This is a genomic window from Baaleninema sp., from assembly GCF_049974805.1.
GTDB lineage: Bacteria > Cyanobacteriota > Cyanobacteriia > Cyanobacteriales > Geitlerinemataceae > Baaleninema.
The window spans coordinates 15,959-40,816 of sequence record NZ_JBNGCO010000020.1; the positions used below are offsets into that span (position 1 = coordinate 15,959).

General features: G+C 51.3%; 20 protein-coding genes and 3 pseudogenes. 9 read left to right on the top strand and 14 right to left on the bottom strand.

The window, feature by feature from the left end:
- The coding region (locus tag ACP5D4_RS06050) for an SH3 domain-containing protein (RefSeq protein ID WP_428010733.1) at positions 1-230 on the top strand (230 nt) is incomplete at its 5' end.
- Between the two features lie 100 nt (positions 231-330).
- On the opposite strand, the gene ACP5D4_RS06055 is transcribed toward ACP5D4_RS06050, so the two are convergent.
- Positions 331-2,112: a sugar phosphorylase gene (locus ACP5D4_RS06055; protein ID WP_428010734.1), complete on the bottom strand. Its 1,782-nt coding sequence runs from the start codon at positions 2,110-2,112 to the stop codon at positions 331-333.
- Positions 2,113-2,566: 454 nt separating this feature from the next.
- Here ACP5D4_RS06055 and ACP5D4_RS06060 point away from each other — a divergent pair, with 454 nt between their 5' ends.
- Positions 2,567-3,523, top strand: coding sequence for an ABC transporter permease (locus ACP5D4_RS06060; RefSeq protein ID WP_428010735.1), 957 nt, complete (start codon positions 2,567-2,569; stop codon positions 3,521-3,523).
- A gap of 113 nt (positions 3,524-3,636) precedes the next feature.
- On the opposite strand, the gene ACP5D4_RS06065 is transcribed toward ACP5D4_RS06060, so the two are convergent.
- Positions 3,637-4,923, bottom strand: coding sequence for a glutamyl-tRNA reductase (locus tag ACP5D4_RS06065; protein WP_428010736.1), 1,287 nt, complete (start codon positions 4,921-4,923; stop codon positions 3,637-3,639).
- 316 nt (positions 4,924-5,239) lie between these two features.
- Complete coding sequence (gene glpX / locus ACP5D4_RS06070; protein ID WP_428010737.1) at positions 5,240-6,277, bottom strand: class II fructose-bisphosphatase; 1,038 nt, start codon at positions 6,275-6,277, stop codon at positions 5,240-5,242.
- Positions 6,278-7,149: 872 nt separating this feature from the next.
- Between glpX and ACP5D4_RS06075 the strand changes: the two genes are divergently transcribed.
- The gene (locus ACP5D4_RS06075; RefSeq protein WP_428010738.1) at positions 7,150-8,907 is read left to right on the top strand and encodes a ShlB/FhaC/HecB family hemolysin secretion/activation protein; all 1,758 of its coding nucleotides are present in this window, start codon (positions 7,150-7,152) and stop codon (positions 8,905-8,907) included.
- Positions 8,908-9,633: 726 nt separating this feature from the next.
- Here ACP5D4_RS06075 and ACP5D4_RS06080 read toward each other — a convergent pair.
- From ACP5D4_RS06080 to fbp, 8 genes and pseudogenes are all read right to left on the bottom strand, one after another.
- Positions 9,634-10,005, bottom strand: a pseudogene (locus ACP5D4_RS06080) (SAM-dependent methyltransferase); the annotation flags it as partial.
- Positions 10,006-10,247: 242 nt separating this feature from the next.
- Positions 10,248-10,649 carry a hypothetical protein gene (locus ACP5D4_RS06085; RefSeq protein ID WP_428010739.1) on the bottom strand — a complete coding sequence of 134 codons (402 nt, stop codon included), beginning with the start codon at positions 10,647-10,649 and terminating at the stop codon, positions 10,248-10,250.
- Positions 10,646-11,011, bottom strand: coding sequence for a hypothetical protein (locus ACP5D4_RS06090; protein ID WP_428010740.1), 366 nt, complete (start codon positions 11,009-11,011; stop codon positions 10,646-10,648). Before ACP5D4_RS06090 ends, ACP5D4_RS06085 begins: the two co-directional genes overlap by 4 nt.
- A gap of 9 nt (positions 11,012-11,020) precedes the next feature.
- Positions 11,021-11,461 carry an HNH endonuclease gene (locus ACP5D4_RS06095; protein WP_428010741.1) on the bottom strand — a complete coding sequence of 147 codons (441 nt, stop codon included), beginning with the start codon at positions 11,459-11,461 and terminating at the stop codon, positions 11,021-11,023.
- Between the two features lie 33 nt (positions 11,462-11,494).
- Positions 11,495-12,826: a glucose-6-phosphate dehydrogenase assembly protein OpcA gene (gene opcA / locus ACP5D4_RS06100; RefSeq protein ID WP_428010742.1), complete on the bottom strand. Its 1,332-nt coding sequence runs from the start codon at positions 12,824-12,826 to the stop codon at positions 11,495-11,497.
- A gap of 90 nt (positions 12,827-12,916) precedes the next feature.
- Complete coding sequence (gene zwf, locus ACP5D4_RS06105; RefSeq protein ID WP_428010743.1) at positions 12,917-14,446, bottom strand: glucose-6-phosphate dehydrogenase; 1,530 nt, start codon at positions 14,444-14,446, stop codon at positions 12,917-12,919.
- A 318-nt stretch (positions 14,447-14,764) separates the two neighbouring features.
- Complete coding sequence (tal, locus tag ACP5D4_RS06110; protein WP_428010744.1) at positions 14,765-15,907, bottom strand: transaldolase; 1,143 nt, start codon at positions 15,905-15,907, stop codon at positions 14,765-14,767.
- 195 nt (positions 15,908-16,102) lie between these two features.
- Positions 16,103-17,161 carry a class 1 fructose-bisphosphatase gene (gene fbp / locus ACP5D4_RS06115; RefSeq protein ID WP_428010745.1) on the bottom strand — a complete coding sequence of 353 codons (1,059 nt, stop codon included), beginning with the start codon at positions 17,159-17,161 and terminating at the stop codon, positions 16,103-16,105.
- 560 nt (positions 17,162-17,721) lie between these two features.
- Here fbp and ACP5D4_RS06120 point away from each other — a divergent pair.
- Both ACP5D4_RS06120 and ACP5D4_RS06125 read left to right on the top strand, forming a co-directional pair.
- Positions 17,722-17,847, top strand: a complete 126-nt coding sequence (locus tag ACP5D4_RS06120) for a hypothetical protein (protein ID WP_428010746.1) — start codon at positions 17,722-17,724, stop codon at positions 17,845-17,847.
- A gap of 27 nt (positions 17,848-17,874) precedes the next feature.
- A pseudogene (locus ACP5D4_RS06125) lies at positions 17,875-18,156 on the top strand (Uma2 family endonuclease); the annotation flags it as partial.
- A 78-nt stretch (positions 18,157-18,234) separates the two neighbouring features.
- Here the strand turns inward: ACP5D4_RS06125 and ACP5D4_RS06130 are convergent.
- Complete coding sequence (locus tag ACP5D4_RS06130; RefSeq protein WP_428010747.1) at positions 18,235-18,843, bottom strand: Uma2 family endonuclease; 609 nt, start codon at positions 18,841-18,843, stop codon at positions 18,235-18,237.
- A gap of 179 nt (positions 18,844-19,022) precedes the next feature.
- Between ACP5D4_RS06130 and ACP5D4_RS06135 the strand changes: the two genes are divergently transcribed.
- From ACP5D4_RS06135 to cydB, 4 genes and pseudogenes are all read left to right on the top strand, one after another.
- The gene (locus tag ACP5D4_RS06135; protein WP_428010748.1) at positions 19,023-19,184 is read left to right on the top strand and encodes a hypothetical protein; all 162 of its coding nucleotides are present in this window, start codon (positions 19,023-19,025) and stop codon (positions 19,182-19,184) included.
- 364 nt (positions 19,185-19,548) lie between these two features.
- Positions 19,549-20,517 (top strand): annotated as a pseudogene (locus ACP5D4_RS06140) (alkene reductase); the annotation flags it as partial.
- A 344-nt stretch (positions 20,518-20,861) separates the two neighbouring features.
- Complete coding sequence (locus ACP5D4_RS06145) at positions 20,862-22,295, top strand: cytochrome ubiquinol oxidase subunit I (protein WP_428010749.1); 1,434 nt, start codon at positions 20,862-20,864, stop codon at positions 22,293-22,295.
- A 6-nt stretch (positions 22,296-22,301) separates the two neighbouring features.
- Positions 22,302-23,324: a cytochrome d ubiquinol oxidase subunit II gene (cydB, locus tag ACP5D4_RS06150; RefSeq protein WP_428010750.1), complete on the top strand. Its 1,023-nt coding sequence runs from the start codon at positions 22,302-22,304 to the stop codon at positions 23,322-23,324.
- A 79-nt stretch (positions 23,325-23,403) separates the two neighbouring features.
- Here the strand turns inward: cydB and ACP5D4_RS06155 are convergent, their stop codons facing one another.
- On the bottom strand, positions 23,404-23,985 hold the full coding sequence (locus ACP5D4_RS06155) for a Uma2 family endonuclease (RefSeq protein ID WP_428010751.1): 582 nt from the start codon (positions 23,983-23,985) through the stop codon (positions 23,404-23,406).
- Between the two features lie 276 nt (positions 23,986-24,261).
- The gene (locus ACP5D4_RS06160) at positions 24,262-24,840 is read right to left on the bottom strand and encodes a hypothetical protein (RefSeq protein ID WP_428010752.1); all 579 of its coding nucleotides are present in this window, start codon (positions 24,838-24,840) and stop codon (positions 24,262-24,264) included.
- Positions 24,841-24,858: the final 18 nt, after the last annotated feature.

The following is a 24,858-nucleotide window of genomic DNA, read 5'->3' on the forward strand; positions in this document are numbered from 1 at the left end:
CCTGCCGCCGCGTTTTGGTCGAAGAAGGTCTCGTGGTTCGCAGCGCCCCCAGTACGGACTCGGCGGTTGTCGGCGGCGTGAGCGTCAACGAGGAAATTTTCGTTACGCTGCCCCTGACCCCCGTTGTGGGAGACGAAGGACGCAGTTGGGTCGAAATTGTCTCGCCGCTGCGGGGGTATGTTTCCAGTGGCTATGCTAACAACGGCAGCAACTTGGGGGCTTGTTTGTGAACAAGCATCTCCTCTCTCTAGACGGGCAACCCTTTAACGGGTGAGGGACTCGGGGATCGATAGGTCCGGCGCTCGCCGTGTCGGTCGAGCGCCGGGCAGTTTACCCATTGGCATCGCCGATGGCGTCTTCCTCGTCGAATTTGTTGGTAAGCCAAACGGACTGGTAGGGTTCGAGGGTTAGGGTGTCGTAGATATCGCTGATAATTCGGCCGCTAATCAAATCGCACCAGGGATCGGTACAGACCAGGTTGATTTCTGAGAGGTGAAGTTTCTGCACGCGATCGCTGAGGTTGTGAATGGAAAAAATACTCTGATCGCGATGGATGCTCTGACGCCAAAAGCCGAATAACGCTCTTTTCAAATGTAAAGTGTACTGGGTGGCGTTGGGGTGAAAGGCGCTTTGGCGGCGACGAATGGCTAACAAGCGGCGCAGTTCCTGCAACACGATCGACTGGGGCGTGTCTGGGTGTTCCAAGCGATCGAGCAGTTCGTCGTAATCCCACTGGTGGCGGTTGATCGATCGCTTGCGTCCGGTGCGTTTGACGTTTTCTTTGTCGTTGGGTGTCGCCAGCAAGCTGTGAATATAAAACGCTGGAATTCCTTCGACGGACATCATAATCGTCTGGGCGCAGAGGAACCGCTGAATTTGCCAGTGGTCTTCGCCCTTGACGGTTCCCTTCAAGGCATCGAATAGGGAAATATTGATTTCGTAAGGGCTTTCCGTGCCGTCGGGGCGCCGCCTCATGCTGATTTCGCCGCCGAAGCGTTTCATCGTCGCGATGAGCGCCTCGTACTCGTCCTCTGTCAGCAAGCCTTCCGTCGGACGCAAGCCGATACCGTCGTGGGAGGCGGTAAAGTTCAAATAGGCGCAGCCGAGGGGGGCCGGCGGCATACTCATCATCCAGGTTTTCAGGTGGTCGGATTTGCCCTGTAACAGCGCGTTCAGCAGCAACGGCGGTAAGCTAAAGTTATAGATCGTGTGGGCTTCGTTGCGGTTGCCGAAGTAGCTGAGGTTTTCGCGGTTGGGAACGTTGGTTTCGGTAATCAACGCCACTTCTGGATCGACAAATTGTAAGATTTCTCGTAATACTTTAATGACCGCGTGAGTTTGCGGTAAATGAATGCAGGAGGTTTCGATCGACTTCCATAAATAGCCGATAGCATCGAGACGAACATACTTCGCACCGATACGAACATAAAACAGCAGGATTTTAACGAACTCGATTAAAACATCGGGATTGGCGAAGTTTACGTCGATTTGGTCTTCGCTAAACGTCGCCCAAACGTATTTTTCTCCTTCAGTAGTTTCCACGGGAACTAATAGCGGACTGCTGCGGGGACGAACGACGTTCGATAAATCTGTGTCGGGATCGACGGTGATGAAATAGTCCCGCCCCGGTTTTTCTCCTCGTTTGAATTCTTCAAACCAGCGACTTTGACTCGAAACGTGATTGATGACTAAATCCACCATCAAGTTAAAGTGTTCGGCGATGGTTTTAATGTCGTTCCAATCTCCCAATTCTGGATTGACTTTGAGATAGTCGATAACGGCAAAGCCATCGTCGGAACTGTAGGGAAAAAAGGGCAGAATGTGAACGCCGGTAATGGTATCGCTGAGATATTCTGTGAGGAAGCGTTCTAGGGTGACGAGGGGTTTTTCGCCTTGGCGTTTTAAGCTATCGCCGTAGGTGATGAGCAGAATATTTTTTTGACTCCATTTTCCCAAGTCCTCGTCTACGAATTCGGCGATGTCTTCGCGGACGAGATCGTACAGGCGATCGACTAGCGATCGCGCGGTTTCTTCTCCGTAAATCTGAGTGAGAAGCGGCTGAATTCGGCGTTTGAAAGTGTCTCGACGTTCGCTAACTTTGGTGGGGGTCATGAATCGCTCGAAAATTGAAGGTTTACAGTATAGGAGCAAGACTTAGGGATAGAACTTGTCCGTTGAAGTCACAAGGGTAAGCCGCCTCAAAATAGAATAGCGTCACCCAAGTTATGGGCGTCAGAATCGGCTATCGATCGAGAATCACCTCCTTTGACATCATCTCCTTGAAAAAGGGTAGCCCGTGACGCACGCTGTTGAACCTGCGCTCTCCTGGGGAAGGGAAACATTAAAAGTTAGAGTAAGATAAACCGAGCCAAAAAATTGACTGCTGAGTTACCACAGCAGGCGTTTGAGGACGGGCGAGATGTTAAGAAAACTTGAATTTTGAAGCTAAGGTACAATCGTTGAAGTCAAGAGAACGTCTGCCAAAAGACTTTCGGAGAAGGCGAGTCGTTTCGGACAAACTAGCGAAAAATGCCCTCGTGCGTCAAGTTTTCAAATTTCACGTAAAATGACCCGATATTTACTGCAGCGACTGTTATTTTCGCTGCCGACGCTGATAGCCATCAGTATTGTTATCTTCACGATTTTGACCCTAGCACCCGGAGATCCGATGGGGGAATTTGCAACGAATCCCGCCATTACCGCAGAAGTTCGCGAAAATATTCGTCGATCGCTCGGTCTCGACCAACCCCCTCACCTGCGCTACGTAAAATGGGTGCTGGCGTTTTTTCAAGGGGATATGGGGTATTCGTTCACCAGTCGCGCCCCCGTCCGTCAGGCGATCGCCGAACGACTTCCCACAACCCTGTCGGTGGTGGGGTTGGGCTATGTTTTCGCAGTATTGTTGGCGGTGCCGTTGGGGACGATTTCGGCGTTAAAACGCCATACGGCGTTCGATCGAGCCGTGACGGTATTCGCGTTTCTCTGGTTTTCCTTGCCGCCGTTTTTTACAGGATTGCTATTTATTTTGCTCTTCAGCGTCCGCCTCGATTGGTTCCCGTTTATCTACAACAGCACCCTAGAAGTCCGCGATTGGAGCAGTTTCGTAGCCCAGGTGAAACAGTCGATTATGCCGATCGCCGTGTTGGGGTTGTACCAGTCGGCGATGTTGATGCGCTTCGTGCGATCGTCGATTCTCGAACAACTCAACCAGCAGTACGTTCGCACCGCCTACGCCAAGGGCTTGTCAGCCTTTGCCGTCGTCAAACGCCACGTTTTGCGAAACGCCCTCATTCCCGTGGTGACGCTGGTGGCGTTGGATATTCCGGCGGTGTTTGCGGGGGCGTTAGTCACAGAACAGGTATTTCGGGTTCCCGGTATCGGCGCCTTACTCATCGAGTCCATTTACCGCAACGATACCCCCGTCATCATGGCGATTACCTTTATTTACGCCATTTTAATCGTTGCCTTTAACTTAATTGCCGATTTACTCTACGGTTGGCTCGATCCGAGAGTGCGCTACTGAAGTGATGACAGGGAGATGGGAAGAGGAGGAAACGATTAAAACAACGACAAACAATAGGGGCGATGCTGAGTTCAGCACCGCCCCGAAGTGAGATAGCTCTCAAAACCGATCGACTAACCGCGAGCGGCTTCTTCCTCCATCTCTAAATCGAACAGCGTATGAAGCGTTTGCATGGCGCGACGGCGAGCTTCGATATCCTGCTGCGCCCGCAATTGCACCATCGGATCGTGCAGAATTTTATTCACGATACCCCGAGTCAGGGCTTCGATGACTTCTTGATGTTTTTCGGCGAATTCCGTTCCCAACCGAGACAGGGCTTTTTCTAACTCCTGTTCTCGAATGGTTTCCACCTTGCGGCGCAGGCTGCTGATGGTGGGAACGGTTTCCAGAGAACGCCACCAATTTTCAAAATCGGCCACCTGCTCTTCGAGGAGTCCTTCGGCTTCCATCGCCATTTGACGGCGACTTTCTTGGTTTTGCGCCACCACCGCTTTCAAGTCGTCCACGTTAAAGCAGCGCACGCCGTCAATTTCGCTAACATTGGTGTGGACGTTCCGGGGAACCGAAATATCGAACAACATCAAGCCCTCGCGAGCCACAGGTTGCAAATTGTCGCGGTGGAGAATCGGTTCCGTGGCGCCGGTGCTGGTGAAGACCATATCCGCCTCTTCTACAGCGGACATCATCTCCGAGAGGGGACGCACGGCAATATCCACATCGGGGAATTTGTCGGCTAAGTCCCGGGCCCGGTGGGTGGAACGGTTGACAATGGTGAGTTGGCCAGCACCTTTGGCGATCGCGTGTTGCACCAACAACCGCGCCATTTTACCCGCCCCGACGATGCAGAGCCGCTGCGTCGCCAAGTCGGAGACTTTCATCTGAGCCAGTTCCACCGCTGCCGAGGAAATCGACACCGCTCCGGTTCCGATGCTGGTTTCCGTGCGGACTCGTTTTCCGGCACCGATGGCCTGTTTGAAGAGTTGGTTGAGGACGCGGCCGACGCCTTTGTATTTCTGACCCAGTTTGTGGGTGGTTTTCACTTGAGCCAGGATTTGACCTTCCCCGAGAACCAAGCTTTCCAATCCGGCGCTGACTCGCATCAAGTGCATCACAGCATCTTGGTGCAAGAGAACGAACAGATAGGGGCGCAGTTGGGGCAGGTAGATATGACTGCGATCGGCGAGAAACTGGCTGACTTCGCGAACTCCCGGCTCGGTATCTTTGGCGATGAAATAGATTTCGAGTCGGTTGCAAGTGCTGAGAACGGCAACTTCTTCGATATTGGGATAGCTGCACAGTTGCGCGATCGCACTTTCGATTTGAGGTTCGGGAATGCTCAGCTTTTCGCGGATTTCAACTGGCGTTGTTTTGTGACTTAACCCAACAACAGCAATATTCATAATTTTGTTAAGGTTTAGTTGTTAATTTGGGTTTTGGCAGGTGAGTGCATCTCAACAACCTCTGTCGCCAGAACCCCGGTATCTTGACGGTCTCTTCACAGAGAGCGAACACCCGAAATGGAGGACATCCGAGATACCGAGTCCGTCGGGCGGCGGCTTTCAGTCAGATCGGAGATGCAGGTTTGCAGGTCAAAAGAAAGAAAACGGAAACGGAAAACCGTTCGCTACTTCTCTATCTATCTTATAGATATTTATCTTACAGATATTTATCTGGCAGATATCAGTAGAAGTAACGAACGGACATCAAAAACGGGATTTATTTCAGTTGCAGGTATTTCGGCTCGTCGAACATATGAACCGTATCGACAAAGCGAGCGGTTTTGCTTTGGCTCGAAATCACCAAAGATTGCGTGCGAGCGCCGCCGTGGAAGAAACGTACCCCTTCCATGAGGGTACCGGGGGTAATCCCGCAAGCGGCGAACAGGACGGTTTCGCCCGAAGCCAGTTCTTCGGCTTCGTAGACTTTATCGGGATCGTCGATGCCCATGCTCTTGAGGCGCTCGAGGTTGCCTTCTTTGCTTTCTCCGATGAGGCCGGTTTTGACCACTTCGGGATCGTAGATGAGCTGTCCTTGGAAGTGGCCGCCCAAGCAGCGCATCGCGGCGGCGGAAATCACCCCTTCGGGAGCGGCTCCAATCCCCATCAGCGCGTGAACGTTGGTGCCGGAGAAGGCACAAGAGAGCGCCGCCGAAACGTCGCCGTCGCTAATCAGACGCACCCGCGCCCCGGCATTACGGATTTCTTGAATCAGTTCTTTGTGGCGGGGACGGTCCATCACGACCACCACCAATTCTTCCACCGTCCGATTCATGCAGTCGGCGAGAATTTTTAAGTTTTCGGTGGGGGTTTTGCGAATATCGACGTGGTTTTTCGCGACGGCGGGGGCTGCCAGTTTCTTCATGTAGAAGTCGGGGGCAGCGAAGAGTCCGCCTTTTTCGGCAATGGCCAGCACCGCCATGGAACCGTTTTGTCCGTAGGCGACGAGGTTGGTTCCTTCACAGGGATCGACGGCGATGTCGATTTCGACGAGTTCGTCGGGGTTGCAAACGTCTTTGGCGTGGTCTTGGGTGCAGATACCCACTTCTTCGCCAATATAGAGCATGGGCGCGTCGTCCCGTTCTCCTTCCCCGATGACGATGCGACCGCGCATGTGAATTTTATTCATGCGTTCGCGCATCGCTTCGACTGCAACTTGGTCGGCGGTGTTTTTTTCGCCTTTACCCATCCAGCGAGACGATGCTATAGCCGCCTGTTCGACGACTTCAATAATTTCTAAACCCAGGGTACTTTCCACGGATTCGATCCTCCCAAATGGTGACTTTTCGTTCCTGCGATGAAACTCCGTTGCGAAGCCCGCGAACGAACGATGCGAGTGGTGACAAGTCCCAGCACCAACCCGGTGGGGGTAGTGTGGGGTAGCTCAGTGACTCCCGATTTCTGTCGGCGCGTCTCGATCGCTTCCGAAAACAGGTCGCGCTTTGGGGTCTGTCTAGGGCGATCGAGCGAGCCGCTCTCGCGACTCGGCATCGAGTCTTTTCCCGTTCGAGGTTCGCGACTGGCCAAAAGTATCCTACGATCGACGCAGGTCGATCGACTCGTACTCTCGATAGTCTCGACTGCCAACCTTGTGTTCGACGGATCGCCGCAACGCGCGTCTCGGGCGTGACTGTCGGACTTCAGATTCCGGACGCTTACCCCGGTTGCCGCACCGGTCGGGCGGGTGGCACGCTCGCGGCATCAGCTAAAGTCTACCAGAGGTCGGATACCCGCGAGGGGGGTTACGACTGGGTTTGTGTTAAGTTTTGCGTCTAAATCTGAATTTTTTTGTCGGGTCGATCGCGGGTCGGGAGGGGGCGGCCGGAGGCCGTTGACTTCTCTGTGGCGGTGTCGGCGATCGCCTGAATCGATCGCTTCGATACTAAGTGGTCAATACGTAAAACTTCTCCGTAGTAAACGGGTAAATTCTCTCCGAATTTATACTGAAAGTTGCAATTTTTCTCGAATTACTCTCAGAGAAGAAAATTTTGTGCCAAACTGGGGTGCAACTTCCTGAAACGTTCGGCCATGAGTTTAATCGATCGACCTTCACTCGGTCTGTTTTGGAGATTTGGGTGGTTGAATATCGGTCGTTACCTATTAATCGTCAGCTCGATCGCTTCTGGCTGCATGAGTGTGGCAACCTCGGCGAACGCACAACTGGCGAAATCGCTTTCGACGACGAAATCGATCGAGGCAAAAGAGGGTTCGATCGCGCAAGTGCCATCGAACATCCCCAACTTGCCCCAACGCTCTGACACCCAAGAGCCTCAACTGCGACCCGATCCTCAAGAACCGCCACTTCCCGAACCCGAAATCCCCCAACAACTTCCGCCGCCGGAAGAACTGCTCCGACCGCGAGACGGCACTCCGATAGACGAAGGGCTAGAGTCGATCGAAGGCACGATCGAAGTGCGAGGGTATCGCGTCGAAGGAAGTACGGTCTTTTCTCCAGAAGACTTTAACGACATTCTCCAAGAATTTACGGGGGAAGAAATCTCCTTCGCGCAACTCCTGCAAGCGCGATCGGCGGTGACGCAACTGTACATCGATAACGGCTACATCACTTCCGGGGCGTTATTACCGCCTCAAACCATCGAAAACGGCATTGTCGAGATTCGAGTGGTGGAAGGCGCCCTCGAAGATATCGTAGTCACGGGCGATCGTCGCCTCAACCCCGGTTACGTGCGATCGCGCCTGGAACTGGCTACCGACGCCCCCCTCAACGTCAACGACCTTCTCGAAGCCTTACAGCTTTTACAACTCGACCCCCTGATTCAAAACCTCTCGGCCGAACTCTCGGCGGGGTCGCGTCCCGGCTTTAACCTACTCGAAGTCGAAATTAGCGAAGCGAAAACCTTCCGTCCCCTGTTGCGAATCGATAACGGTCGATCGCCCACCGTCGGCGCCTATCGCGGCACCGTAGAACTGCGAGAAGGCAACCTGTTCGGCCTCGGCGACGCCATCGAACTCTCCTACAGTCGCACAGAAGGCAGCGACGAGTTTGAAGCCTCTTACACCGTTCCCATCAACCCCCGCAACGGCACCATCGGCGCCTACTTCCGCATCACGGGAAGCGAAATCATCGAAGACCCCTTCGACGAACTCGACATCACCGCCGATTCCCGAGACTACGAACTTACCTATCGCCAACCGGTCATCCTCAATCCCAGCCAAGAATTAGCCCTGGGGCTGACCTTCTCTCGCCGCGAAAGCGATACGGAACTCCTCGGAGAAGGATTTCCCCTCTCCAACGGCGCCAACGAAGACGGAGAAACCCGACTGTCCATTTTGCGGTTTTTCCAAGAATGGACCGAACGGGGGCCAGACCAAGTCTTCGCCGCTCGCTCTCAGTTTAGCTGGGGCTTGCCGCTCTTCGACGCAACAGTTAACGGCATCGCCCCAGACAGTCGATTTCTCGCGTGGCGGGGTCAGGCTCAGTATTTGCGGCTACTGTCCGACAGCGGCGTGTCTTTACTGTTGCGATCGGACGTACAGCTTTCCACCACCTCTCTGGTTGCCCTGGAACGCTTCGGTTTGGGGGGAAATTTCAGCGTTCGCGGCTACAGCCAAGACCTGCTTTTAGCCGACAACGGTATCTTTGCCTCGGCGGAATTGCGCTTTCCTGTGTGGACGGCCAGCAACGGCGACGATCGACTTGAAATCCGACCTTTCCTCGATTTCGGGAACGTTTGGAACCTCGACGAAGCGTCCCCCGATCCCACCACTTTAGTTTCCGTCGGCGTGGGTTTACAGTTCGACCTGGCGGAACGGCTTTCTGCCAAAATCGATTGGGGTATCCCCCTGATCGACGTAGAGGAACGGGACAACCGCGATGTCTTCGAGCGTCAGGAAATCTACTTTTCTGTGGAATGGCAACCGTTTTAACAGGGAACAGTTAACTGTTTCTGGGTTGTCACGACATACAAGGGTGCGTTTTTATCGGTGTGGCGTGCAGATCCCTGAAACAAGCGTACTGCCCCATTTCATCACCCCATCACCTCATCACCTCATCATCACCTCATCGCTCTTTGGTTCCAATAACGGCATAAAAGGGATCGCCGCCGGGAATACCCATCATTTGCAGGATGGGGGGAACGGCGGAGGGACGGGCGATGACTTCCGGTTCGGCGAAGCCGGGGACGCTTTGAAAGTAGCGTTTGACGAGTTCGACGCGACTGGCTTCGCTTCCGTCTCGCCATGCTTGGATGGCTTTTTGTTGACACTCCCACGAATTCTATTCGTGGGATTCTTGGCTCAACGATCTGGCTTACACATTTGTCTCGGAAGCCAAATGCCCAGAGGCCAATATCTCCCCAAGCGTTTGCATCCTCCCAACCCCCCTTTGAAAGGGGGGTTGGGAGGATGCCTGTTCCGGTATGCCCTACCGTACAGTGGAGTGCCAAAAATTTGAGTCTCCGTGCTTGACGCTTGAAGTTTTTACCCACACGAGCTATTTTCCGCGCGGAACCGCCAAACTTCAGTTTTCAAGGTTCTCACTTTTCGGTGCCAGGTTTTTTGTGAGGTTAGCTACCTGTACCTCAATCCGGATTTTAGCATCGAAGCTTAAAAGCTTCAACGCGTTCGTCCCACGCTTAAAAGACGTGAGCTTTGCTCCCTCTCCTGTAAGTATTGGACGGAGACGGCGTTGAGAACGGCGTCGAAGTGGTTGTCGGGGTGGGGGAATTTGGGATCGTGGTTGAGGTTTTGGACGAAGTAGGCGTCGAGTTGAGGGTTTTGCGACAGTTCTGCTTCGTTCATCCCCTGTCCTTCGACGCGATCGAACGTCATCTCTTCGGGAAGGTGGGACACCCAACTGCTCATCATGTCCAGAATTCGACTGTTGGGTTGGAGGCGTTCTCGGTAGAGATCGCTCAGTTGTTGGATGAAGTTTTCGTCGATGTGGGTGACGAAACGCGGGATTTCGTAAAAGATGGCGTCGTCGTTGCTGTCGAGTTTCGATCGATCTCGGTCTTGCAGTAGCATGGCGTTATGCTTGACGGTAAATAGATGGTCTGAAATGGCATCTCGTTTATTGTTGCATAGTTGCCATTGCCATGCTTTCCCGACAGGGACAGAGTAAACGGAGCGAGGTTTTTGGAATGTTGAGATGACCCCTGAATGGGAAGAAGAAAATCCATCAGGAATTGACGATCGCTCTCGACCTGAATCCAGAAGACCCGGAATTTTGACAATAATCATTGAATATCGATCGATTCTGATTTGAATCAACTACGATATCCGACGACTTGGCGGGCTTTCTGAATCACTAATTCAGTTTCTTGACGAACTTGTTTTTCCTCTTCTGAAAGCTGTTCTATTTGGCTATACAGAAATTCAAGCCTTTGCTCTGGAGAAAGATTTTGGAGGAAATCCACTTTGACAATATTTGAGCCGCCCTCAATAAACAATAAAGCTCGTTCTAGATCGACTCGAGTATGTTCTTTAATTCTAGGATTGTATAACCGTTTTTGGATTGATGCTGTTACCTTTTCGGTCGGATACTCTTTAAATCTAGAATCCGATTTGACAGCTTTTATGTTTTTCAGGATTTTACGAATCTGATAATCCGATAATCCATAGAGCTTTAATTGTAGTCTGGTAACCGTTGAGTATGGATAACCACTCATGATGAACCTCCTGTATAATCTTTGTCTTTTATATCTCGTAATAACTCATCTATGTAATTGGCTTGCTCTCTAATTGTTGCTTTCAAAACATCAAAACCATGAGAGTAAAAATCTTTTAATTGAGATACTCTATCGACGAGCAGTTCGATCGTGTCTTGTTGTTTTTTGTTTTTTCCTTTAAGGTTCCCAATAATACGATTTCTTCGTTTTAACTCCGACCCTGAGTATTTTATACAGCAGGCGATTATCTCTTCTTTACTATTGCCCTTGCATTCACAATATCTAATGGCTCTTTGGATATCAGTTTGCGTCCATCCAATTTCTCGAGCAATTTGTTTAATTAAATCCGTTTTTCTAGACATGATGGAATTTTAATCAAATTTTATCACTCGAGTTCCGATCGTCAGATTGCAGCTTTGATGCAATAACTTAAAGTTCTCAGGACTGTTAGCTTTGCGCCCCATTTTTTGAAGAGGGATTACGTGATGTACTACTGCATCTTGAAATCTTAAATCCTCTTGACAATAAGCACACTTTTTGTTTTGGTATTCATACTGTTTTCTTTTCCAGGCTTGACCTTCTTTCGACCTCAACCACTTGTTAAACTCTGCTCTAGGATCGATATTTTTTTGTGCATCTCGAAGCAGACTTTCAGTTTCGCGCCGAAGTTTTTCTTCTCTATCTAAAAGAATTTGCATTTCATTATAGAGTTCCATGAGACGCTGAGGAGACGGACGCGACATGGTATTTTTGTGAAAGTCATAAAAAATAAATAATTTATTATTATATCTTTTTTCGCGAAGAAGTGTCAAGCGGATCGATCCGCTTGACACTGTACGCAACATCTACCGCAGCTTCAAAATTTGAGCGGTGACCGCCAAACTTTCCTCATACAAAACATCTCGTCCCCAGCGTTGAAGCTGCTGCGCCATCAACAATTCCGCTTTCTGATCGGAAAGGGACGTCACCTGTTCCGTGCGACAAGATTGGGCGCTTCCCCCAGCTTCCATCCGCATACATCCAGTAGTTTCCGAACAGAGAATCGTGCAACAATCCGCGTGAGGATTCGACGAGGTGAGACGCAATCCCATCAAATCGCCGGGAATTTCGCCCACATCTCCCACCGGAACCCCTGCTAGTTCGGCATGAATTTCGCGATCGCACTCCCCTTCAAACGACACCCGCGTAATGTCGTAAGCGCCACTTTCAGAAGAGGAAGAATAAGACAGCGGTTTCCAACCCAAACGACTGGCAAACCAGCCTAAAAACATCAAAGCTTGGGAATCGTTTCCTTTCTCGTAATCGATAGCGATTTTGTCAATTTCCTTGAGAGAATCCCGGCGTTCTGGAGGGTCGAAAGCGGCGGCGGTGAGTTCCTGCCACGCCGAAAGCCGATGCCAGTTCAAATCGGCGATGTAAATTTCCTCTTCGATGAGTTCCTGCATTTTTAACAGTTCCGATTCCGGGTCGCTAAAATATCCCGAATCGACGATAATGCAGTGACTCTGTTTCGCCAGTTGTTGGAATAATTCCTGTTCCGGGTTTGGCGTTGCTTTCCACCAGACGAATTTCGGTAAGTCGGGAACCATTAACGAAGACACCATTTCCCCGACGCGGTTTAAGGCGTCTTTCGTCCCGCGCAGGGTCAGATATTCGCAACAAATCAGGTGGGAACTTTTGCGCTGAACCGGACAGTAGGCGGAGACTTGGGCTGTGACGCCGGTATCTTCTTCGCCGATTTTCGGACAGAGGGTGATAATACGACAGGGATTCTGTCCGGCGATCGCTTCGCTGACTTGAAAGCCTCGGGCGTCGAGGTTGTCGATTTGGCGTTTCTCGGGGGGAAGGCGATCGAACTCCTGCCGTAGTTTTTCCAGGGTTTTGGGGTTAACGTGGCCGGTAATATCGAGATCGTAGGCTTTCTGGGCGGCTTCAATCGACTGTCGCGTTTGGTCTCCGTGAATGCCGTCGATCGAACCCTCATAAAACCCCAGTGCCGCCAACAACTGCTGGAACTCCTCCGGTTCGTACACGACCATACTAAAGGTCGAGGCGCGACTGGCTAAGGGTGCGCCCTGTCCGCTAGTTTGACCGAGCCAAATTTTACTCAGTTCGGCTTCGATTTCCGCAATGGAAACGTCTTTCGGTTTCTGTAAAGCAACGAGTGGCGTATTCATAAAATTCTCAATCTACACTGTACCTGGCGGCGTCAGATCGATCGCCGAGCGTCAACATCATTTTGGCAATTTCGATTCGAGGGGCGATCGCTACAACCGACGCCAACGGCGTCCGTCCCGATTCAGTAACAGTTCCGCTTCGACCGGTTCCCAAGTTCCCGCCTCGTACAGCGGAATCGCATCCGGTGGCGCAGGCGCGTCCCAAACTTCCAAAACTGGCGTCAGAACCCGCCAAGAGGCTTCCACTTCGTCGCTGCGGGTAAACAACGTCTGATCCCCCAACATACAGTCAATCAACAAGCGGCTGTAAGCATCCGTATTCGGCTTACCAAACGCCGCATCGTAGCGGAAATCCATATTCACCGATCGCGTTCTCAACGAATTTCCCGGCGTCTTCACCTCAAACCGCATACTAATGCCCTCGTTCGGCTGAATCCGCATCGCCAAAACGTTGGGATTCGCCTGTCTCGCCGCCGACTGGAACATCAAATACGGAACCTCTTTAAACTGAATCGCCACTTCAGTCACTTTCTTAGGCATCCGTTTTCCCGTTCGCAAATAAAACGGAACCCCTTTCCACCGCCAATTATCGATCGACAGCTTCAACGCCGCATAAGTCGGCGTCGTCGAATTCTCGTCCGCCCCCTCCTCATCGCGATAGCCGGGAACCTGCTTTCCATTCACCCATCCCGACGTATACTGTCCGCGAACCGCCGCATTTTCCAAATTCTCCAAATCCGCCAACCGCGTCGCCTGCACCACCTTCACCTTCTCGTTGCGGATACTGTCGGCGTCGAGAGAGTTTGGCGGTTCCATCGCCGTCAAACTGAACAGTTGCATCAGGTGGTTTTGCACCATATCCCGCAACGCCCCAGAAGTTTCGTAATACCCGGCGCGTCCTTCCAAACCCACCTTTTCGGCCACGGTAATCTGTACGTGGTCGATATACTGGCGGTTCCACAACGGCTCGAAAATGGCGTTAGCGAAGCGAAACACCAACAGGTTTTGGACTGTTTCCTTGCCTAAATAGTGGTCGATGCGATACACCTGTTTTTCATCGCAAACGCTTTGTACCACTTGGTTGAGGGCTTGCGCCGACGCCAAATCGCGCCCGAAGGGTTTTTCGATGACGAGACGCTGTTTTCGAGGATCGGCCAGCATTCCCGCTTCTCCGAGTTGCTGCGTCGCTTCGCCGAAGAACCGAGGCGCGACGGACAGGTAAAACACCCGATTTCCCCGAGTTCCCCGTTCCTCGTCCAGTTCGCTTAAAAAGGCTTTGAGCTTTTGATAGCTTTCAAAACTGTCGATATTACCGGGACAGTAAAACAGTCCTTTGGCGAAACTGTTCCAGATATCTTCCGATTGCAGTCCGCCGCCGAACTCTTCAATCCCTTGGCGACAGTGTTCGCGAAAGTAATCGTGACTCCACTCGCGACGGGACACCCCCACAATCGTCAGTTCTGGCGGAAGCCGACGTTCGAGGTTCATTTGATAGATCGCTGGAACCAGTTTCCGCTGGGTGAGATCTCCCGAGGCCCCGAAAATCACGAGAATTTGCGGTTCGGGGATGCGATCTTGTTGCAGTCCGACGCGAAGCGGATTTTCTTGAATGGCAATCATAAAACAGTTTGTAAGAGTTTATGGAGAAGTTGATGAGGTGAGGGGATGATGAGGTGAGGGGATGAGGAGAGGTCGGGTGTGTGACGCGGCGGAAAAATCTTGTCCGAAGTCAGGTTAACCAACTGTTACCGCGTCACGCACCGCCCGCAGCCAGAGGTGAGGAGGTAAGGGGATGAGGAGAGGTCGGGTGTGTGACGCGGCGGAAAAATCTTGTCCGAAGTCAGGTTAACCAACTGTTACCACGTCATCACATCATCCGGTCATCACATCATCCGGTCATCACATCATCCGGTCATCTCCCCTACTCCCTTTGTGGAATTAGACTAACGCGAGTTGCTTGACTTTTTCCTCGAGGGAGGACATCAGGGACTCGAAGGGTTTGACGAATTTATCGATTCCTTCTTCGAGGAGTTCGTCCATCACCGCATCGAGGTCGATTCCCACTTCGGGTAAGCTGTCGATAACCTTTTGGGCGTCGTCGATGTGGGTTTCGATGCGGTTGCTAACGTGGCAGTGGTCCGCGCAGGCTTCGATGGTGTTGGGCGGTAAGGTGTTGACGGTGTTGGCGCCAACGAGTTCGTCAACGTACATGACATCGCTGTAGGTGGGGTTTTTGGTGCTGGTGCTGGCCCACAGCAGGCGCTGGACTTTGGCGCCTTTGGCGGCGAGGGCTTTCCAGCGATCGCTGGCGACGATTTTGTTGTACTCCTGATAGGCGAGTTTGGCGTTGGCGATGGCAACTTTGCCTTTGAGGGATTCTAATCGTTCTTGTTTTTGGGGATCGTCGGTTTCGGCAAGTTGGGCGTCGAGTTGTCCGTCGATGTTGCTGTCGATGCGGCTGAGGAAGAAGCTGGCGACGGAGGAGATGTTGGAGATGTCTTCGCCTTTGGCGGCGCGGGTTTCTAAGCCTTTGATGTAAGCCCAGAAGCTGTTGACGTAGGCATCGATGGAAAACAGCAGGGTGACGTTGACGTTAATCCCTTCGGAAATCGCCTGTTCGACGGCGGGTAAGCCTTCGGGGGTTCCGGGGATTTTAATCATCACGTTGGGACGATCGATCGTCTGGAAGTACCGACGGGCTTCGGCGATGGTACTTTCGGTATCGCGGGCGATGGTGGGCGGCACTTCGATGCTGACGTAACCATCGACGCCGTGGCTGGCTTCGTAGACGGGTTTGAGAACGTCGCAGGCGTTGCGAATATCGTCAAACACCAGGGATTCGTAAATTTCGAGAACCGATTTTCCGGCTTTGACGCCTTCGGTGATGTCTGCATCGTAAATTTGGTTTCCGGCGATGGCTTTTTCAAAAATTGCCGGGTTCGAGGTAATCCCGCGCACGGCGCGTTCTTGAATCAGGGTTTCGAGTTCGCCGGATTCGATCGTGTCGCGGGACAAATTGTCCATCCAAACGCTTTGACCGTATTTTTGCAGCTCGAAGAGTGGATTTTTCGTCGTGGTCATAATTTGAATCGATGTGGGGTCTACAAACTTGAACTGGACTAATCAAATAGATTAACCAACTAGATTAACCAACTGGACTAACCAACTTGACAAACCAAAGTGAGAAGGAGCGAACCCAGGCTAAAACCGAAGTCGGTAACGAGTTCGAGATCGTCACCTCATCTCATCATTACCTCACCTCACTCCATCTGTCTGTTAAGTCAAAACTTTGTCCTGTTCTCGGCGCGTACCTTCTTGGATGAAGGATTCGACGAGGGCAACGTCTTCGGTACTGCCGATAATGAGGGGCGTCCGTTGGTGGAGTTTCTCGGGAACTACATCGAGGATGTTTTGGGTTCCCGTACTCGCCCGTCCCCCTGCTTGTTCGATGAGATAGGCTAAGGGCGCGGATTCGTACAGCAGACGCAGTTTTCCTTCGGGTTTCTTCTCGGTTCCGGGGTAGAGGAACACGCCGCCTTGTAAGAGGATGCGGTGGAAGTCGCCGACGAGTGCGCCGCTGTAGCGTCCGGTATAGCCTTCGTGACGGTGAACGTAGCGGATATAGTCGCGAAAGGAGTCGTCCCACTGCCAGAAGTTGCCTTCGTTGACGCTGTAGACTGCCCCGTGGCTGGGAACTCGGACGTTCTCTTGCCAGAGAATGAATTCTCCGAGGCTGGGGTCTAGGGTGAAGGCGTGAACGCCGTTTCCGATGGAATAGACGAGAACGGTACTCGGTCCGTAAAGTATGTAACCCGCCGCCAGTTGTTTGCGCCCCGATTGCAGTAAGTCCAAGGCTTCGCCGTTTTCGTCGGTGCCTTCTTGTTGGCGGATGGCGAAAATCGAGCCGACATTGAGGTTGGCGTCGATGTTCGAGGAACCGTCGATGGGGTCGTAGACGAGGGTGTAGCGTCCGATGGGGCAGTTTTCTGGGATGTAGTAGGGCTTTTCCATTTCCTCGGAGGCGAGGCGACAGACTAAGCCGCTTTGTTTGAAGACGGAGATAAACACCTCGTTGGCGTAGACATCCATCTTTTTGACGGATTCCCCTTGGACGTTTTCTTTTCCGGCGAACCCGAGAACTCCCTCCATGAGTCCCGCACGGCTGAGACGGCGGGCGGTCAGTTTCCCGGCTAAGGCGATGCGGTTCATCAAGGCGCTGAGGTCCTGGGCTTCGGCGGAGAAGCTTTGAAGCTGCTGGAGGACGTGGCGGGAGAGGGTGGTGCAATCGCGATCGAGTGCGCGTTCGGGAATTGAAAACGGTTCGGCGTGGGTCATGGGGTTTCCTCCATAGGGCGGTTTCGCTGGCGGAGGTCGCGACTCCGAGGCAATTTGCCTGTTGTTTTCTATCTTAAAACTCCTTTTCTCGATCCCCGATCGCCCTGTCAGGGTCTACAGATTTTCTTTAGATTAATCTCTGGGTTTGGGGGCTTGGGCGAGTATTTGTACTTATCGAGCGCTCGGAAAGTGCCACGACACTCAAACAAAAATTAACGTATTTTTAATATTCTTAAATATCTGAAAAATTGCTCGATTTAAATATTGCTGTAATCCAATTTAAATTCTCGCTCGTTCCTGAAATAGGAAATCGGTTAATTTTGAAGTTATCATGACTAAATCTATTTTTGCTAAAATATAAAAGTACAGATCGAGTCTAGAGTTTCTGTTTTAAGTTAAAATTGTAAGTTGGCTTGAGGAACGAAACCCAACAGAGTTTGCGGTAGGTTGGGTGGAGCGATAGCGAAACCCAACAACAGCTAAATTAAGTGTAGAGACTCCGATCTGATAAATTTAAATTTTTGAGATGCACCCAAGGAAAACGCCATGCTGTCTGTTGTATGAATTTACTAGAAGAGTTAGCTAGTCTTCTCCAAGTAAAAGCGAAAATTCGCTGTCAAGCTCCTATCGAACTTCCCAATTTTAGCGAACCGGAACCGGATTTTGTTATTGCGATAATTCGATAGGATAACTATCTCACAACTCATCCGCAGCCGGAAGATATTTTCCTGGTTATCGAAATTGCAGATTCTTCGTTAGGGTTCGATCGCGATGTCAAACTTACACTTTACGCCGAAGCGGGAATCGAGAATTTCTGGATTTTTAATTTAATCGACGATCGACTCGAAACCTATACGCAACTCTGTCAAATTCCAACGGGAAAATTTGAATATTGTCACACTCTAATCTTTTTACCAAACGAAACCGTTGAAGTCCCCATTTTTGCCGAGGGTAACTTAAATTTATCGAACATATTTCCACCCCAAATCGCCTAAAAAATTGTAGCGCCGAGAAAATCTCCGCGCTACAACATTTTTGATAAGTATTGACTCGTATAGCGAAATCCCATCCACTTAAAAACTATCGGGATCTTCTCCCAATTCCCGCAATCGTGCCGCTAAGCGTTCGGCGCGTTGGCGTTCCGCTTCCGCTTGTTGCTGTGCCGCTTCAGCCTCTTGTTGCGCTGCTTCTTCGGGAAGCGGAACTAGGTTTCCGTCTCTGTCGTAAAACCGCAACCAAATAGCGGTTTCTCGCTCGATCGTCCCCTGCCAGGTTCCCAACCAAAATCCCAGGGTTTCGCACCACAACCAACCGTTTTCTTGCGGTTCGAGAGGTTGGTAGTTAAACTGTTTGTCCAGTTGCCAACCTTCGAGAGAATTCTCGTCGAAGGGATCGTAAACAAAATAGTTGCGCGTGTGAAAAGTTTGCGCGTACAACTGTTTTTTATCAGTCCGATCGACCTTCGCTGTGGAAGGGGACATCAACTCGACGATGACATCGGGATAGCGTCCGTCTTCTTCCCAAATGACCCAACCCTGGCGCGATCGCGTTCCGTCTACGTTTAACACTACGAAAAAGTCCGGTCCGCGAAAATCCCGGTTCATCTCCGTCGGTGGCGTCGGATGCCAATCTTCCAACCTCTCAGCTAGAGGGAGTTGAGGCGGTGTCGCGTTAGCTGACATGATATCGTCCCTCGATCGATCTTTTTCTCGAGTGTAGCGCGATCGATCCTTTGGCAATCTTTCCGAAGATAGGTGTTTTCAGGGCGTTCTATCTGGCATACTGCCCTCAGTTTTGGCGATCGCTGCCAATATTTCGATCGCTGATTCACTCGACTGATTAACCCTCAATTTCAAACCCAATGACTTCGACTCTTTCCCCACACTTACTCTCTCCCTTCAACTTGGGAGACTTATCGCTGAAAAACCGCGTGATTATGGCACCTTTGACGCGATCGCGTGCCGGAAAAGAACGGATGCCGAACGCACTGATGGCAAAATATTACCAGAAATTTTGGGTCTAAAGCCTCGCCCTTTCAGGGCGACTCTGCTATAAGGGAGAAACTGGAGCGGTATTCAACCCGTTTAAAAACCGAGCCTCTAATCGAGGCAACTGAACCTTGAAAACTAGAGTTAGTGGGTTCTGTTCGGGAAGGCTCGGGCAGGTAAAAGCTCTAAGCAACAAGTACAGAGAACCAATTTTTTCGCGGATTCTCAGGTACGGTAGGGCATACCGAAACCTCCTCTGCAATGGGGAAAACGCCTAGGGAGATAAACCCCTCTGGTATTCATTGGCAACGATGGATAGTAAGGGTTGTCAACGAACTAGGAATCCCAAACCGTGAGGTCTGGAGAATCGCCGCTCTTTTAAGGCGGCGAGTATGTCAACAACAACGGGCCTCAGCAGGATTGATTATCAGCGAAGCCACCGTCATCTCGACGCAAGCCATCGGTTGGCAACAGTCGCCGGGAATCTACAGCGAGGAACAAGCCGAAGCCTGGAAACAAGTCGTGGACGCGGTTCACCGCCGAGGAACGCCGATGTTTCTGCAACTGTGGCATTGCGGACGCGCCTCCCACAGCAGCTTTCACCCCGAAGACGGACTTCCCGTCGCGCCGTCTGCCATTCGACTCAACGGCGATTACATCCATACGCCGACGGGAAAACAGGATTACGAAACTCCGCGCGCCTTAGACACCGAGGAAGTGCCGCAGGTGGTGGACGATTACCGCAAAGCTGCCGAACGTGCGAAACTGGCAGGGTTCGACGGTATCGAAATTCACAGTGCCAACGGCTATCTCATCGACCAGTTTTTACAGTCGAAAACCAACCATCGCAGCGATCGCTATGGGGGAAGTTTGGAAAATCGTTTTCGCTTTTTGCGGGAAATCGTCGAAGCGACAACGTCCGTATTTCCTGCCAACCGCGTCGGCGTGAGACTTGCTCCCAACGGCAGCTTTAACGATATGGGATCGCCAGATTATCGCGAAACCTTTCTCTATGTTGCTAAACAGTTAAATCGATACGGTTTGGCGTATCTCCACGTCATGGACGGCTTAGAATTCGGCTTCCACGAATTAGGAGAACCGATGACGCTGGCCGAGTTTCGGGAAGTTTTCGACAGTCCGTTAATGGGAAATTGCGGCTATACTCAGGATAAGGCCGAGGCAGCGATTCGCGAGGGAAATGCCGATTTAATTGCTTTCGGACGACCTTATATCAGCAATCCCGATTTAGTGGAACGGTTCGCTAACGGGTGGGAATTGAACCCTCCGGCGGATATGTCGGTTTGGTATTCTTTTGACGAAGAGGGTTATACCACGTTCCCAACCTATCGAGAGGCGAAAACCGCTTAGGGTTGACAGAGGCGCTGTTGCCGGACAGTTTAGACTCAATCTTATTTCCCAAAGCCTCCCATTTCTCGGGTAATTGGATAAGGGAATTCCCGGTGAGAGTTCCGGGGTCTTCTGAATGTAGCTTTTGATACAGTCGATCGCAACCAACCATCAAAAAGGCTGGATCGATCTAATTTGACCCGATCCAGCCTAAACGGTATCGCAGACTCGATCTCTAGAACTTCGTTAATCGAAACGACACAAATCTTAAATTCCCCCGAGAAAGGTTCCACCTTTACAAAAAGTTGCGATATAAGAAGGACAGATTCTCTATCTTCGATCGCACTTTAACACTCGCAACATATATGGAGTTTCTCCAAGATACCGTAGTGCTGTCCCGCCTTCAGTTCGCGGTGACAGCCATCTTCCATATGCTCTGGCCTGTCCTCACCACCGGAATGGCGATTTACCTCGTCATCGTCGAGGGGATGTGGCTGCGAACCCGAAACCCCGACTACTACCACCACGCGCGGTTTTGGGCCAAGCTCTACGTTCTCAACTTCGGAATCGGCGTCGCCAGCGGCGTCCCGATGGAATTTCAGTTCGGGACGAACTGGGCTCCCTTTTCCGAAGCAGTCGGCGACTTCTTCGGAAGCGTTCTCGGCTTCGAGGCGTCCATGGCGTTCATGCTAGAAGCCGGATTTCTCGGCATCATGTTGTTTGGCTGGGAGCGCGTCCCCCCCGTCATTCACTACCTGTCCACGATTATGGTGGCCTTCGGCGCGAACCTGTCCACCTTCTGGATTATCACCGCCAATTCCTGGCTGCAAACCCCGTCCGGCGGCGAAGTGGTAGACGGAAAGTTCGTCGTCAGCAACTATTTCGAGGCGATTTTCAATCCGTTTATGGTGAACAGCGTGGCGCATATGTTCCTCGCGACGCTGGAAACCTCCTTGTTCGTCATTGGGGGAATTAGCGCCTGGTATCTCATTAACGGACGACACCCGCAATTTTTCGCGCGATCGCTCAAAATCGTCCTCGCCGCCGCCATCGCCGTCGCACCCCTGCAAATCTACGTCGGACACCTCAGCGGCGAACAAGTCTATCGCGAACAACCGGCCAAACTGGCGGCGATGGAAGCGCAGTGGGAAACCGTTCCTGCTGGAACCGCCGCACCTTGGAGCGCGATCGCGCTTCCCAACGTCGAAGCCGAACGCAACGACTTTGAAATCGCCATTCCCAACGCACTCGGCTACATCCTCGAGTTGAAACCCCAACTCTCCGAACCCGTGTTGGGACTCAAAGAATGGAAACCCGAAGATCGTCCCGGGATGGTGGGGTTAATTTACTACTCCTTCCGCATTATGGTGGCGATCGGATTTTTCTTCGCCGGACTGATGCTGTTGAGCGTCGTTCAGTGGATACGCGGAAAACTCTCGGCTGAGGAAATCGGGAAACAGCGTTGGTTGCTGGTTTCGTGGATATTCGCCGCACCGCTGGGATACATAGCCGTTGAATCCGGGTGGATTGTCCGTTGCGTGGGACGACAGCCTTGGACGCTGTACGAACAAATTCGCACGGTAGACGCCGCCTCTAAACTCCCACCCGGAAACGTATTAGTCTCGTTGACAGGGTTTACCGTCATCTATTCTCTGTTGTTCGTCACCGCCTTGTACTTCGGAAGTCGCATTATTCGTAAAGGTCCCGATCTCGATCGACCCCTTCCCGGCCAAGCCGAACAGGAACTGACCGAACCGGCGACTCACAAACCCGATAGCCGTCCGATGGAGGCGCAATAGAAGGCGATGGATTTAACGATTTTAGACAACTTTCTAGCGCAAGTTTGGTTTGCCATTCTCGCCTTGTTCCTCTTTCTGTACGTCATGCTCGACGGTTTCGATCTCGGCGTGGGAATTTTATCTCTCACGGCGTCAAGTGAAGAACGGCGCGGGATTTTAATGACCAGTTTGAGCAACGTTTGGGACGCCAACGAAACTTGGTTGGTGTTGATGGGTGGCGCCTTATTTGGCGCGTTTCCCCTGGCGTACAGTACCATTCTGAACGCCCTCTACATTCCCATTTTGACGATGGTGTTCGGTTTTATTTTTCGCGCCGTTGCCTTTGAGTTTCGCGAACATTCCGAAAATAAAGTGTTTTGGAACTTTTCCTTTGGTTTGGGAAGTTTTCTCGCCGCCTTGGGTCAAGGATTCTCGTTAGGTGCGGTTCTCGAAGGAATTCACGTGGACGAGGCCGGACATTTTATCGGGAGTACTTGGGATTGGTTGAGTTCCCAATCCATGCTCGTCGCCTTGACCTTGATTCAAGGCTACGTTCTCATCGGTTCGACATACTTGATTTTGAAAACCGAAGGCGAGTTGCAAAAAACTCACTATCGCACGGCAAAAATTGCAGCGGTGACGACCTTAATCGGTGCGATCGCCATTACGATTTCGACGCCAATTTTCTTTGATTACACGCGAGAACGCCTGTTTGATGCTCCGTGGATTTATATTTTTGCCGCAATTCCCGTCCTCGGCGTGTTGTTGGTTTGGCAGTTGTGGAAAAGTCTCGATCGACAAAAAGAAATTGCGCCTTTTGTTTGGACAATTCTAATTTTTTTACTAACCTTTATTGGGTTAGCTTTGGTGGTTTTTCCTTTTATAATTCCCACCAATATCACCATTTATGACGCCGCAGCAACCCCGACTTCGCTCGTATTCATGCTGGTCTTTATCGGCGTGTTGATTCCGATTATGTTGTTCTACAACATCTATCAATACGTGGTATTTCGCGGTAAAGTCACCAGCAGCTATTACGGCGAATCTTAACTGAAAGAGAACTCTTCGGATAAGCTCCTTCGGACAAGATCCCCGGCATCTTGGAGATGCCGGGGATCTGATGAAAACCCTAAATTTCGCTCAACTCGACTTTTTCGTATAAATCCTCAAGCTGAATTTCGAGGTCGATCGATCCCAATTTAAAACTCGCCTCAAGACCATGATATTCAGCAAACAACCATCGATCGACATCCGTTTTTAAATAATGTTCCACATGAGGCGAATCCTGTTCGATTAACAAATACTCCCGAAAACTTTCAAGCCTGCGATATACCGAAAACTTATCCCCTTTATCGTACCCACGAGTCGAAGGCGACAACACTTCCGCAATTACCAAAGGATTGAGAATCGTATCGTTTCGTCCCTCTTGAAGCCGAATCTCACCACTAACCACCATCACATCAGGATAAGTATAAATCCGCCGGTCGGGAATCCAAAGCCGTTGTTCGGCCACAAACACCTCGTAAGGTTGTTTTCTGACCATAAAATTTAAATATCCGGCTAAATTCAGTAAAATCCGGTTGTGATTTGGGGTTCCACCCGCCATAACGGTGATGTCTCCATCAATATATTCGTGGCGTTCCTCAGCGTTAGCTTCTCGTTCTAAATACTCTTCCGGGGTGTAGCGTTTCGATTCAGTCGCGACAGTCATAACTTAGTTCCCCTTTCAGCAACAGAACGTCAATTCGATAATAGCCAATTTTTTAATTCAACACCCCCCATAATTCAAGATACCCAGCATCTCCAAGATGCCGGGTATCTGTCTTAAAACCCTCTGTGTTCTCTGTGTCTCTGTGGTGAATTAACACTTTCGGCTGTTGGGTTTCGCTTGCGCTCCACCCAACCTACAATTTGGGGTGAATTAACACTTTCGGCTGTTGGGTTTCGCTTGCGCTGTCACCTAACCTACAGAGAGAGGAGTTGGCGATTAATCGAGATAGCCCATGAGTGTATCGATTTCAACCGTGGCGTTCGGTGCCACCGGACGATTGCCCATAATCGTAATCGTTTCACTGATGGCCAAAGTACTCGCCGCAATCGGACGAACCCCAGAGGCTTGCAGGGTATCTTTGACTTTCAACGCACTAGCCGAAACTGGGCGATTTCCCATCGCGTTGTAGGTTTCGCTGATAGCAAGGCTGCTTGCTGCAACTGGCCGAATTCCAGACACTTGAATCGTCTCCGCAAATTGAATGTCACTGCTAAAAATGGGGCGCACGCCGCCAACAGCCGCGAAAGTTTCGGCCACTTTGCGGCGACTGACGGTTACAGGACGGTGTCCCGGTAAATCTTCGGCGGGTTTGATTTCGAGGGATTTTTTCGTTTCTGATTCCCCCGGAACCGCCAGAGCCGTCACTTCTTTTTCTTCCGTTTGCTCGGATGGGTCGGTTGCCTTCGATTGGCTCCCAGTGGTGGTTTTGGTTTCTTCAGCTTTGGAGCTAGACGAACTTTTCGTACTCCGGCTTCTGCTGCTTCTGGTTTTCGGGGTTTTGTCGCTAGTAGTCATGCTTGCTTTTCCTATCTT